This window comes from Flavobacterium sp. GSA192 (assembly GCF_006386525.1).
Taxonomy (GTDB): Bacteria; Bacteroidota; Bacteroidia; order Flavobacteriales; family Flavobacteriaceae; genus Flavobacterium; species Flavobacterium commune.
In genome coordinates, this window is sequence record NZ_VAHC01000005.1 from 399,154 (window position 1) to 412,682 (window position 13,529).

Sequence of the window (13,529 nt, forward strand, 5' to 3'; positions counted from 1 at the left end):
GGTTTTTTTATGCTTTTTGAATAGAATTAAAAAAAGGGTTGAAAAAAAGTGCTATTTTTGCATGACCCAAGATAACACTTTACTATGACTCAAAAAGTTTTACTTAATTCCAAAGAAGTCAATATCATTCTTCATCGTTTGGCTTGTCAGCTAATTGAAAAACACCTTGATTTTAAAGATACTATTTTGATAGGTATTCAGCCCAGAGGAACTTTTTTAGCCAATCGTCTTAAGGAATTGTTGGAAAAAGAATATAATACTCCTGAAATACAATTAGGCTATTTGGATATTACTTTCTTTAGAGATGATTTTCGAAGAACCGAAAAACCATTGGAAGCCAATAAAACCAATATCAATTTTATCGTAGAAAATAAGAAAGTTATTTTCATTGATGATGTGTTGTACACCGGAAGAAGTATTAGAGCGGCTTTGACAGCTATTCAGTCTTTTGGAAGGCCTTCAGGAATTGAATTGTTAACATTGATTGATCGTCGTTTTAGTAGGGATTTACCAATTCAGCCTGACTATAGAGGAAGACAGGTGGATGCTATTAATGATGAGAAGGTAAAAGTGAGTTGGAAAGAAAATGATGGCGAAGACACCGTTTATCTGGTTACTAATTAAGTTAAAAAAGGAATCGTTTGTTGTTCATGGTTCATTGTTACTTTAAACTAAAAACCAAAAACAATAAACTACAAACAAATAAAAAACAATGAGCGAATTAAGCGTAAATCATTTATTAGGAATAAAATATATCAACAAAAATGATATTGACCTTATTTTTGAAACAGCCGATCATTTTAAAGAAGTCATTAATCGTCCTATAAAGAAAGTGCCTTCGTTACGAGATATTACCATTGCCAATATTTTTTTCGAAAATAGTACAAGAACCAAATTGTCATTTGAATTAGCCCAAAAACGATTATCAGCTGATGTGATTAGTTTTTCGGCAGCACAATCTTCGGTTAAAAAAGGAGAAACGCTTATTGATACCGTAAATAATATTCTTTCGATGAAAGTGGATATGGTGGTGATGCGTCACGCTAATCCCGGTGCTGCTTATTTTTTGTCTAAAAATGTAAAAGCCAGTATTGTAAATGCGGGTGACGGAGCTCATGAACATCCCACTCAGGCTTTGTTAGACAGCTATTCGATAAGAGAAAAATTAGGAGATGTAGCCGGAAAAAAAGTGGTGATTGTTGGGGATATTTTACATTCAAGAGTAGCCTTGTCTAATATTTATGCTTTGCGAATGCAAGGTGCCGAAGTAAAAGTTTGCGGTCCTAAAACATTGATTCCAAAATACATTGAATCTCTTGGCGTAAAAGTAGAACCTAATTTACGAAAAGCTTTAGAATGGTGTGATGTAGCCAATATGTTGCGCGTTCAAAACGAAAGAATGGACGTGAATTATTTTCCATCGACAAGAGAATATGCACAGCAATACGGGGTTGATAAAGCATTATTAGAGTCTTTGAACAAAGAAATTGTAATTATGCACCCGGGACCAATCAACAGAGGAGTGGAGATAACATCTGAGGTAGCCGATTCCGGACAATCGGTTATTTTGAACCAGGTAGAAAACGGAGTAGCTATTAGAATGGCGGTGATTTATCTTTTGGCATCAAAAATTCAGTAAGTAAAAAAAACTTAGTAACTTTAGATTTTTGTAATCTAACAATAAAATTTCAAAGCAATGAAAGTAGATCAAAAAGACCATACTATTACAATTAAGGATACTCAGGGTGATTTTACTTCTTTTTTGATGAAGGTTACACATCAGTATAAGAGTTATGAAAACCATAATATTATTATTGATCTTTTAGGTTATAAAGACGAAATACCGGTAAGCGAGTTGAAGTTGTTTTTGCCTCTGTCAAAAAAACATAAGAAGTCCAAAAAATCATTTGTTGTAGTGGTAGCAGATTTTGATTACAACGCATTACCTGAAAAATTTACTGTAGTTCCCTCTTTGTTAGAAGCTCATGATATTATTGAGATGGAAGAAATAGAGAGAGACTTAGGATTTTAGATTTTAAAGTTCAGATTTTAGGTTTTGAATGAATCTTAAATGTTACTTGCTCAATCTAAAATTAATAATCTTAAATGAAATTAACTATTCTAGGCTGTTATGCAGCAACACCTCGCACAATTACCAATCCTACTGCTCAGATTTTAGAAATAAAAAACAGATTGTTTCTTATTGATTGTGGGGAGGGAACACAAGTCCAACTTCGGAAAAACAAAATCAAGTTTTCTAAGATTAACCAAATTTTCATTTCGCATTTGCATGGAGATCATTTTTATGGTTTAATCGGTTTAATTTCTACTTTTTCTTTACTAAATCGCAATAACGATTTACATATTTACGGTCCTAAAGGGATTAAGGAAATCATAATGTTGCAATTGCGATTATCCAATTCCTGGCCTAATTTTGGTCTGCATTTTCATGAATTAACATCAAAGGAAAGTGAAGTGATTTATGAGGATGAAAAAGTTTTGGTGAAAACCATACCATTAAAACATCGTATTTATACCAATGGATTTTTATTTCAGGAAAAAATAGATAAAAGAAAACTGAACATTGAAGCGGTCCAGAAGTACCAAATCGAGAAATGTTATTATCAGAATATAAAAAATGGTAAAGACATTCTTTTGGATAATGGAACTCTCATTCCTAATGTACAATTGACATTTGATCCTGAAATTCCCCGAAGTTATGCTTTTTGTTCAGATACAGCTTATAATGAAGCTATTTTGTTAATAATCGAAAAAGCCGACGTTTTGTACCACGAAGCTACTTTTTTGCAATCTGAGGAGAATTTAGCCGCTAAAACAATGCATTCAACAGCTATAGAAGCAGCTACTATTGCTAAAAAAGCTCAGGTAAAACAACTTATTTTAGGTCATTATTCTACCCGATATGACAATATCAATTTGTTTAAAGAAGAAGCTGAAACGGTTTTTCCTGCTATTTTATTGGCAGATGATGGCGTAAGCTTTGATTTATAGTTATAATACTAATTACAATATACAATGGAAGATTTAAGTAATTATAGAAGATCTTATGAAAAGAGTGAATTATTGGAATCTAATATTCCCGAAGATCCTATCAATCTTTTTCATCGTTGGTTTCATGAGGTAGAAGATTTTGGTGGAGGAGAAGAGGTGAATGCTATGACGGTTTCTACTTTTGGTTTGGATGGTTATCCAAAAGCAAGAGTGGTGTTGTTGAAAAGGTATAATGAAGAAGGATTTGTTTTTTATACCAATTATAATTCGGAAAAAGGAAAAGCAATAGAAAAGAATCCTCATGTTTGTCTTTCTTTTTTTTGGCATGGGGCCGAACGTCAGGTAATCATTAAAGGCATTGCAGAAAAGACCTCTGAAATTATTTCTGATAATTATTTTGATTCCAGACCTGATGGAAGCAAACTAGGAGCAATTGTTTCTAATCAAAGCGAAGTAATTCCTTCCCGGGAATTTTTAGAAGAAAATTTAAAACAGTTGGAAAGTGAATATGAAAGTATGGTAATTCCAAGACCCAAACATTGGGGAGGCTATCTTGTTCGTCCTGTGGAAGTTGAATTTTGGCAGGGAAGAGCCAATCGTTTGCATGACAGAATTCGTTATTCTCTTCAGGAGGATTACTCATGGAAAAAAGAACGATTATCGCCTTGATATGTAAGAAAAATTTCTTTTTTAAGTAAAAAAGATGTATTTCGTCGATTTTTTTTGTAGTTTACCGATAAAGTGTTGTATGTTTGAATAACAAATAAGAACACAAACTAACACATTTAAAGAGTTTGCCCCACAATCTACTTTAAACTTAAACTACTAGCTTATGAAAGTAAATTTACTCAAATTAATGTTGCTTTTAACAGTAATATTTACATTGGATTCTTGTTCATCTGATTCTTCAGAAGTAACTGCTGATTCAACTTCTGCGGTAATTGTAGAGAATTATACCTATAGTGCAACTGAGTTAGAAACTATGAAATTGATTAATGATTATAGAGTAAGTATTGGTTTGAATCCTTTAGAGATTATCAATCATATTTCATATAAATCTGAAGAGCATGATTATTATATGATTGATAATAATGTGGTAAGTCATGATGGTTTTGTAGATCGTTCTACAAATATTATGAAGTTATTAGGAGCTAAAACAGTGGGTGAGAATATTGCTTATAATTATAATAGTCCACAATCTGCTTTAAATGCCTGGTTGAATAGTCCTGCACACAAGAAAAATATTGAAGGGAATTATACTCATTTTGGAATTTCTATTAGATCTAATCAAACAACAGGAAAAAAATATTACACTAATATTTTTGCAAAAATTTAATTTTTTTGGTTTTTATTTAGTACCAAAGAGAATTTTTCCCCAAATCGATTCTCTTTTGGTATTAAAAAAATAAAGAGGTTGTAAATCCCCAATTACAGCCTCTTTTTTTTGCTTTTTTATTTTTTTGTAAGAAGTTGAAAAGTAGTTCTTTATTGCTTTTTTTATTCCGTAAGAAAAATTATTGGTAACATTTAATTAATGTTAAAATTACATTTCATTTTCTGTTTTTTTTTTGTGTAATCGATTAAACTTGTATGTTTGGCAGAACCAAAAAAAATAAAACCAAAAAAAAACAACCAAAACTGTATGAAATTAAATTTATTGCCTAAAATAATGCTGTTATCGGCTTTATTTATGTTAAATTCCTGTTCATCTGATAATGAGGAGTCAGAGAACTTAAGTTCTAAAGTTAAACCAGAATTAGTTTTAAATTACACTTACAATGTTTCTGAATTAGAAACTATGGATTTAATTAATGATTATAGGGTCAGTATAGGCTTGAATCGTTTAGAAAAAATTAATCATATATCATTCAAATCAGAAGAGCACGATATTTATATGATTAATTATAAGGTTTTGAATCATTATGATTTTTATGCCCGTTCCGAAAATATAATGAAGGTTTTAGGAGCTAAGGCAGTTGCTGAGAATATTGCTTTCAATTACCATTCAGCAAAATCAGTTTTGAATGCCTGGTTAAACAGTCCTAAACACAGGGTGAATATTGTTGGTGATTTCACTCATTTTGGTTTAGCTATAAAAGAGGATTCTGCTACAGGTGAAAAATATTATACCAATATTTTTGCTAAATTATAATTGAGTTTGAGTTTGTGTTAAAGAGGCTGTTTTTGATTAAGCAGCCTCTTTTTTATTGTATGTGCTTAGAGTTGAAATTATTATTGACCAAAAGATATTTTTATGAATATGGCTGTCCGCAACTGGTATAAGAAACGGATAGTCATATTTATGAATATTGGTTTTACAATAATCTTTATGATGCAAAAAAAAACAGCTGCAAAATATTATAATTTGCAACTGTTTTAGTGTGGTTAGAAAAAACGAATCTTCGTTATTTGTTTTTGATTGAATTAATTTTTTGTTTTAATTGCTCCATAATATAATTGGCTTTTTCATTTTCACCAATAGCGTACAATGATTTTGCATATTGATCATAATATATTGCATCTAAATCCATTGTCATTGCAAATAATTCGCCATACCATTTAGCGGCTTTTCCCATGTTTAAATCAGTGTAGAAAGCATTACCTAATTTTTGAAACAAATCAATAGATTTGTATCCTTTCTCGGCGACTCTTTCGTAAGTTTTTGTAACATTTACATATGCGTAACTCTCGCCAACTCTTTCGGTGATAAAAACTTTTGGATTTTGAGAATATCCACTATAGGATAACAGACTTACTAAAATAAAAAAATAGATTTGGGGTATTTTCATATTCTAAATTTAAGTGTTTTTTTGTCATAATACCGTTGTTTTTTTACATAAAAATTATTGTGTTGCTAATTTTTGTGTAATTAAGAGGATTTAAATTTAATAGAAATATCTATATATTTAATAAAAAGACTGTTTTTTTGAGCATTATTTTTAAAATTATTGGAATTTGTGTTTTTTTTAGTACAAGTATTTTAGAAATAATGCTCAAAAAAATGGATGTATTAGTTAAAGAGCAGTAATAATAAATTCGCTTCTTCGGTTCATTTGATGCTCTTCTTCTGTACATTTTACTCCGTCGGAACATTGGTTAACAAGTTGATTTTCACCATATCCTTTTCCAATTAATCGATTTGGATTTATTCCGTTTTTAATTAACCATGCAATAGTAGATTTGGCTCTTCTATCGGATAAAGATTCATTGTATTTAGAAGAACCACGACTATCAGTATGTGAGCGGATATCGAGTTTCATTTTTGGATATTCGTTCATAACATCTAATATTTTTTCGAGGTCTATAGCGGCTTCCACTCGAATATCGGATTTGTCAAAATCAAAATAAATCATTTTGATACCAAAACATTTACCTAAATCATCACCTACTGTTACTTTACATTTAGCTTTTTCCAATGCAAGCGGGAAATGTGTTTTTCCATTTTCTTTGGCAATAGTAACTTTTTCTTCAATGGTGGTATAATCTTCTTTTTCGGCTCTTACACTATATTTCTTTCCACATTCTACGGCAAAAGAATAGTTTCCTTTTTCATCAGAAGTTGTGGTGCTAACCAGATTATATTGACTGTCATACAAACTTAATTTGGTACCGGGTAATAGAATTTTAGATTCAATATCGGTTATTTCTCCATAAAGTAATTGTTCACAGATAAGTCTTTTGGTTTCTAAAAAATTATATATATCATCAAATCCCTGACCTCCGTCTCTGTTAGAACTTAGAAAACCTCTTCGGGATTTTGTATCGATTACATAAGCAAAGTCATCTTTTTGAGAATTTGCGTCGGCACCTATATTTTGAACTTCATTAAATGAACCGCTGGGATTGAGTTTTGAAACAAATATATCTAATCCTCCCAGACCGGGATGCCCATCTGAGGCAAAGTAGAGTTCGTTTTCATCGTTTATATGAGGGAAAGTTTCACGTCCGGATGTATTGATTGGATTACCTAAATTTTCGGGATTTCCAAAACTTCCGTCTTCGTTTATTTTAACTTTAAATATATCCGATTGTCCTAATGTTCCCGGCATATCCGAAGCAAAGTATAATGTTTTTTCGTCTTGACTTAATGAAGGATGGGCGGTGCTGTAATTATCACTATTAAAAGACAATTCGCTTGTATTAGTCCATTTTCCATCAACTAAAGTAGATTTGTATATTTTTACCAAATTGACGTTGTTTCCATCTTTTCCTTTTTTTCCTTCGAGATAGTTATTTCGTGTAAAATACATTGTATTTCCATCTTTTGTAAAAACGGGAGTGGCTTCGTGAAACTTAGTATTAATTGAGCGATTAAATTTCTTAGGATTTCCGGCAGTCATTTCGTCACCTAAATCAGCGGTGTATATATTTGTAAAGAATTGATCAGTCCAGGAATGTTTTCTATGACCTAAACCTCCGGTATCTCTGGCTGTTGCAAAATAAATTTTGTTGTTATGGATTGTTGTGCCATAATCTGAATATTTAGAATTTATTCCGGCATTTTCAATTTTGTATCTTCCTGAGTTTTCTTTTATAGCATCAAGATAATTCTGGTTTTTTTTGAACAATTGTCCTCTATTATCATTGTTTGATAATTCTGTAAATTTATTCATTATCTCATTGGCTTTATTATTCTCACCAATTGAACGCAATGATTGGGCATAGCGGAAATAATATTCAGGTTCTAAGTCAGTGGTCATGGCAAATAATTCACCATACCATTTAGCGGCTTTGTCTAATTCGGCATTGAAATAATAAGCATTACCTAACTTTTGATACAGTATTGCCGATTTATATCCTTTTTCGACAACCCTTTCATAAGTTTTAATAGCATTAATATAGGCATAGCTGTCATATTTTTTGTCAGCTGAAGCCAAACTAGCTTTTTGTGAATAAATGTTGAATGAAAAAACACTTATTATAGCTACGCAAAGGAGTATATTTTTTTTCATAATATTTGTTTTTTATATGGATGGATCTAGGAGTTTTAATTTTTTTCGGTATTTGCCTCTATTTTTTGATTGAATATCTTCATCATTTCATTGGCTTCATCATTTTTATTAATAGATTTTAAAGAGCGGGCGTATCTAAAATAATATTCAGGTTCTAAATCAGTAATGGTATTCATTGAAAATAATTCCTGATACCATTTAGCCGCTTTGTCCAGTTCTTCATTAAAGTAATAGGCATTTCCTATTTTTTTTAACATATCGGCTGATTTGTATCCTTTTTCAATTACTCTCTCATAGGTTTTTAAAGGATCTATGTCTGAATAATTGGTTTTGTTTTTATTGGGTACAATTACTTTTTTTTCATTTTGCGAATAAATAGCACATGAAAAAATACTTATCATTATCATGTAAACAACTAAATAATTTTTCATAATAATAGGTTTTTAGTTCATGTTTTTAAGTCAATTAGTTATAAACCATTGTCTTTTTGATGGTATATTTTCATCATTTCATTAGCTTTATCTTTTTTATTGATAAATTTTAAAGATTGCGCATAACGGAAATAATATTCAGCTTCTAAATCAGAGGTCATATTGAATAATTCCTGATAGTATTTAGCGGCTTTGTCCAGTTTTCCTCTAAAATAATAGGCGTTTGCTAATTTTTTAAACATTTCAACCGATTTGAATCCTTTTCCAACAACTCTTTCATAGGTTTTTATAATATCAATATATTCAACGCCATTACTTGGATCTGTGTCTTCATATATTGGTTTTTCAGGTATATTTAAATTTACGGTTATATCTGAATTATAATTATTCTTAGGCATTGGTTTTAGTGAGTCAATTACGGATTTTTTTTTATCGTTAATGTATTGTCTTTTTATATCAAAAATGGGGGTCACAATTCGGGTATTGTTGGGACCTAAATCAGTTGTGTTTATTAAACTTATGTCTGAAACTACATAGGTAACAGTGTAACCACCAAATGTCATATTGATTGTTTCTACTACTTTGTAGGATATTATGGTTTTTATTCGATTTTGTATTACTTCTGAACCTGTTAAAGACGTTTTTAAAGAATCTTTTATTTGATCAACAGATAATTTTAATTTTTGCGAATAGATAGTACATGAAAAAACACTTGCTATTATTAAGTAAAGAAAAATAGAATTCTCTATAATAATTGTTTTTAAAAGTGTCATGATTTCATTGTTTTTTTACTTAATTCATCACTGATTAAGTTGATAGGTCACACTTTTTTGGGCTAAATAAATGTCTAGAAAAATCTTGGAGTTGTAATTTTTTTATTGTTTTTGAAAATTTCGTATCTCAAGAAAATTTCATGTGAACCGGAATTGTAATTGTCTAATTTGGTCGTTTCTAAATCATATCCATAGCCAATATACATGGCATCAGAAACTTGGAAGCCAACCATGGCACTTACAGAAGCACTCCAGCGATAGGCAATACCGGCTGTTAATTTGTCAAAAAACATAAAATTACCAGAAACATCTACCTGTAAAGGAGATCCCTGCACCATTTTAGTTAATAAAGCAGGTTTGAATTTAAGATTATAACTTAAATCCATAACATAACCGGCAATTAAATAGTAAGTCATTTTTTCTTTAAAAAGAGCTACATCATTATCATCATAGCGATTTGATTCTATGAAGTTTGGGATTGATAAACCTACATAAGCTTTATCAGAATGAAGATATACTCCAGCACCAATATTAGGTGTAAATCTATTATTGAAGCCCTGTAATTTAGGATCACCACTATTTTCAGGATTTAGTTTATTAGGATCTAAATCAAATAAATTAGCTGTAGCTTTAATACCAAAAGATAGTTTTACAGTTTCAGAAGTTGGTATGGTGTAAGACAGGTCGGTAGATAATGTGTTTTCAGTAGTTGGACCAATTCTGTCATTAATAATCGATACACCTAAACCCAATCTGCTATTGTTAAAAGGAGTGTTAATAGAAACCGCATTAGTTGTAGGAGCTCCGTCTAATCCAACCCACTGGGTACGATGCAGGGCAAATATACTCATTGCACCTCTCGAACCGGCATAAGCCGGATTTACATTTATAGTGTTGTACATGTACTGTGTAAATTGTGCATCTTGTTGTGCATAACTTACCACTGTTGTAAACATCAAACTGATTAGTAGTAATTTTGTTTTCATCTGACTTAAGTTTTATAATTACCTGAGGTTTGTTTAATAAAACCTCAGGTATTAGATTTGAGTTTTTTTATCTGGAAAGGTATAGGTAACCTTGTTCTCTTTTAGCGATATTCTCTCCTTGTAAATCTACAGCGGTATAGTTCAAGATATAGAAATAAGTTCCGGTAGGTAATCCAGCCGATTTGTCAACTGTAACTCTTCCCTCAGAAATACCTTTGAATGATACATCCTCATTGTTATATCCTCTGGCTTCATAAACCAGTACTCCCCAACGGTTGTAAATTTCGACAGTATTGCTAGGATAACAGATAACATCATCAATACCATCAATTTTAAATACTTCGTTAAAAGAATCTCCATTTGGAGTAAATGCATTATGAACTACTATAGTACCACAGCCTAAAACTTGTGCTTTTTCGATAACTACAGTATCCTCAGCACTAATAGTTGTGTTATTAGGACCTTGCCCATTGGCAGTAGCAGTATTGGTTACACTATCAGCTCTCATGTCATTTAATGTGATAGTATAGCTTTGAGAAAAATCCATTGATTCTCCGGGAGCAAGACTGAATGCTTGATTTGTAGTATCTAATCCGGTTAATGGATCTTTAACTATGATGTTATTAATTGTAACATTACCAGTATTAGTAACAGTTATAGTGTAGTTGATAACATCATCAATAAAGCTGTAAACTTCACTTTCGCTACCTCGACTAATGACAATAGCTGTTTTGTCAACATTTAGTCCCGGATTTTGAGGAAGTGTTATAACTGTTGGTGTATCATTTTCGACAGTTGTTCCTGAAGTATCGGTTACGTTGTTGTTTTTTGGATCTTTTCCGGTTGCTAAAGCCGAGTTGGTTACTCTGCCAGCATTGATATCAGCCTGTGTTATGGTGTAAACTCCGGTAACCGAATTATTACTGGCAGCAGGAGCTAAACTAGCTATTGGATTTCCTGTTAATGCTAATCCAACTAATGGATCTGTGATGATGATATTACTGATGGTTACGTTTCCAGTATTAGTTACTGTAAAACTATAATTTATTTTTTCACCAACCTGAGCATAACCATCATTATTGGTATCATTAAATACAGCTGTTTTTACTAAGGCTATACTTGGAGATTGATTCAATTCCGTGATAGTACAATCAGTACATTCCGGGTTAACAGGACAAGAAGTACAAGGAGTTGGGTCAGACGAAGTATCTGTTACGTCATTTCCTTTAGGATCTTTTGCCGTAGCCAAAGCCAAATTGTAAACTACACCTTTGTTGATATCGTCCTGAGTAATAGTATGTGAAGCCGAGAAAGTAGTTGCATCTGTTGCACCGGGAGCCAGAGTTGCAATAGGTCCACCAGTTACAGTTGCATTATTATCAGTTACCGTTACGTTAGTTAAGGTTACATTACCAGTGTTTGTTATAACAAATTTGTATGATACTACATCACCCACATTTGTTTTGCCATCCTGATTGGTATCTACATAAGTTCCATCTTTAGTGATAGAGATACTTGGAGATTGATTCAATTCCGTGATAGTACAATCAGTACATTCTGGGTTAACAGGACAAGAAGTACAAGGAGTAGGGTCAGACGAAGTATCTGTTACGTCATTTCCTTTAGGATCTTTTGCCGAAGCCAAAGCCAGATTGTACACAAATCCTGTGTTGATGTCATTTTGTGTAATAGTATGCGAAGCTGAGAAAGTAGTTGTATCAGTTGCTCCGGGAGCAAGAGAGGCAATAGGTCCACCGCTTACAACAGCATTGTTATCGGTGACTGTAATATTGGTTAAAGTCACATTTCCGGTATTAGTGATAACAAAGTTATAAGTTACTACATCACCCACATTTGTTTTACCATCCTGATTGGTATCTACATAAGTTCCATCTTTAGTGATAGAGATACTTGGAGATTGATTTAATTCCGTGATAGTACAATCAGTACATTCTGGGTTAACAGGACAAGAAGTACAAGGAGTAGGGTCAGACGAAGTATCTGTTACAGTAATGTTTTCAGGATCTTTGGCATTAGCCAAAGCCAGATTGTACACGTATCCTGTGTTGATGTCATTTTGTGTAATAGTGTGCGAAGCCGAGAAAGTAGTTGTATCAGTTGCTCCGGGAGCAAGAGAGGCAATAGGTCCACCGCTTACAACAGCATTGTTATCGGTGACTGTAATATTGGTTAAAGTTACATTTCCGGTATTAGTAATAACAAAGTTATAAGTTACTACATCCCCCACATTTGTTTTACCATCTTGATTAGAGTCAACATAGGTTGCATCTTTAAGTATTTGAATTCCGGATTCAGTGATGAAGTAAGTATAATTAGCAATACAACCGTTAGCATCTTTTATTTCAACATTATATTGACCTTTTGTTAAAGATGAAATATCTTCAGTTAAAGTTCCATTAGACCAGGTGAATGAATAAGGAACTGTTCCTCCGGTAGGAGTAATATTGATAGTTCCATTACTACATCCTACACAATTATTGTTGTTGGTTATTATTGCTGTTGCAGTTAATGTAGCGTCAGGTTGGCTGATTGTTACCTGAGCAGTAGCGCTACAATTCTGTCCCTGGTTTCCTCCAGGAGCAGTAGCAGTTAAAGTATAAGTTCCTGCTACTAAGTTTGTATTTGAAACTATTTCATTATTTGCATTTGTAATCACTACAGTTGAACCTGGGCTGTTTGTTACCGCAATAGAACCGTTAGCTTCACCAAAGCAAGTTGCATTGGTGGCAATTCCGCTTACCGAAACGGCGATTTCAGGTTGGCCGATTGTTACCTGAGCAGTAGCGGTACAATTTTGTCCCTGGTTGCCCCCAGGAGCAGTAGCAGTTAAAGTATAAGTTCCTGCTGCTAAGTTTGTATTGGAAACTATTTCATTATTTGCATTTGTAATTACTACAGTTGAACCTGGGCTATTTATTACCGTAATAGAACCGTTAGCTTCACCAAAGCAGGTTACATTGGAGACAATTCCGCTTACTGAAACGACAACCTCAGGCTGAGTGATTGTTACAGCCTGAGTTGTAGTACATCCATTAGCATCTTTAACCGTTACAGTATAAGCACCCGCTGCAAGATTATTGAAAGTTCCGCTGCTACCAAAAGTTGTACCATCAATGGCATAAGTATAAGGAGCCGTACCATTAGCACCAGCTACGGTTACACTACCAGTGCTATTTCCATAACAATCTACATTAGATTGAGAAGAGATAGAAGCAGCAAGAGCTGCGTTCGGCTGAGTGATTGTTACAGCCTGAGTAGTAGTACATCCATTAGCATCTTTAACCGTTACAGTATAAGCACCCGCTGCAAGATTATTGAAAGTTCCGCTGCTACCAAAAGTTGTACCATCAATGG

Annotated in this window: 13 protein-coding genes; 7 read left to right on the plus strand and 6 right to left on the minus strand. The window is 32.7% G+C overall.

Annotation, left to right across the window (positions count from 1 at the left end; all coding sequences use genetic code 11):
- Positions 1 to 84: 84 nt before the first annotated feature.
- The 7 genes from pyrR (at position 85) to FDM27_RS12730 (ending at position 5,164) form a co-directional block, all read left to right on the plus strand.
- On the plus strand, positions 85 to 624 hold the full coding sequence (gene pyrR / locus FDM27_RS12700) for a bifunctional pyr operon transcriptional regulator/uracil phosphoribosyltransferase PyrR (RefSeq protein WP_071183329.1): 540 nt from the start codon (positions 85 to 87) through the stop codon (positions 622 to 624).
- Positions 625 to 712: 88 nt separating this feature from the next.
- Positions 713 to 1,639 (plus strand): aspartate carbamoyltransferase catalytic subunit, encoded by a 927-nt coding sequence (locus FDM27_RS12705; protein ID WP_140486948.1) that lies wholly within the window; start codon positions 713 to 715, stop codon positions 1,637 to 1,639.
- A 57-nt stretch (positions 1,640 to 1,696) separates the two neighbouring features.
- Positions 1,697 to 2,032 (plus strand): ribonuclease Z, encoded by a 336-nt coding sequence (locus FDM27_RS12710; RefSeq protein ID WP_071183327.1) that lies wholly within the window; start codon positions 1,697 to 1,699, stop codon positions 2,030 to 2,032.
- A 74-nt stretch (positions 2,033 to 2,106) separates the two neighbouring features.
- Entirely contained in the window at positions 2,107 to 3,012 is a 906-nt protein-coding gene (locus FDM27_RS12715) for a ribonuclease Z (RefSeq protein WP_071183326.1), read from the plus strand.
- Between the two features lie 24 nt (positions 3,013 to 3,036).
- Positions 3,037 to 3,681, plus strand: coding sequence for a pyridoxamine 5'-phosphate oxidase (pdxH, locus tag FDM27_RS12720; protein WP_140486950.1), 645 nt, complete (start codon positions 3,037 to 3,039; stop codon positions 3,679 to 3,681).
- Positions 3,682 to 3,844: 163 nt separating this feature from the next.
- Positions 3,845 to 4,348 carry a CAP domain-containing protein gene (locus FDM27_RS12725; RefSeq protein WP_071183324.1) on the plus strand — a complete coding sequence of 168 codons (504 nt, stop codon included), beginning with the start codon at positions 3,845 to 3,847 and terminating at the stop codon, positions 4,346 to 4,348.
- Positions 4,349 to 4,654: 306 nt separating this feature from the next.
- Positions 4,655 to 5,164, plus strand: a complete 510-nt coding sequence (locus FDM27_RS12730) for a CAP domain-containing protein (protein ID WP_140486952.1) — start codon at positions 4,655 to 4,657, stop codon at positions 5,162 to 5,164.
- Positions 5,165 to 5,417: 253 nt separating this feature from the next.
- Here the strand turns inward: FDM27_RS12730 and FDM27_RS12735 are convergent, their stop codons facing one another.
- The 6 genes from FDM27_RS12735 to FDM27_RS12760 all read right to left on the minus strand — a co-directional run.
- A complete protein-coding gene (locus FDM27_RS12735; RefSeq protein ID WP_071183323.1) occupies positions 5,418 to 5,801 on the minus strand; it encodes a flagellar motor protein MotB in 384 nt (127 codons plus the stop codon).
- A gap of 225 nt (positions 5,802 to 6,026) precedes the next feature.
- Positions 6,027 to 7,964, minus strand: coding sequence for an OmpA family protein (locus FDM27_RS12740; protein WP_140486954.1), 1,938 nt, complete (start codon positions 7,962 to 7,964; stop codon positions 6,027 to 6,029).
- A gap of 35 nt (positions 7,965 to 7,999) precedes the next feature.
- Positions 8,000 to 8,395, minus strand: a complete 396-nt coding sequence (locus tag FDM27_RS12745; RefSeq protein ID WP_232227119.1) for a tetratricopeptide repeat protein — start codon at positions 8,393 to 8,395, stop codon at positions 8,000 to 8,002.
- 38 nt (positions 8,396 to 8,433) lie between these two features.
- The gene (locus FDM27_RS12750) at positions 8,434 to 9,168 is read right to left on the minus strand and encodes a tetratricopeptide repeat protein (RefSeq protein ID WP_140486956.1); all 735 of its coding nucleotides are present in this window, start codon (positions 9,166 to 9,168) and stop codon (positions 8,434 to 8,436) included.
- Positions 9,169 to 9,242: 74 nt separating this feature from the next.
- Positions 9,243 to 10,154, minus strand: a complete 912-nt coding sequence (locus FDM27_RS12755) for a type IX secretion system membrane protein PorP/SprF (protein WP_071183321.1) — start codon at positions 10,152 to 10,154, stop codon at positions 9,243 to 9,245.
- A 67-nt stretch (positions 10,155 to 10,221) separates the two neighbouring features.
- A partial coding sequence (locus FDM27_RS12760; RefSeq protein WP_181161667.1) for a gliding motility-associated C-terminal domain-containing protein occupies positions 10,222 to 13,529 on the minus strand: 3,308 nt, incomplete at its 5' end.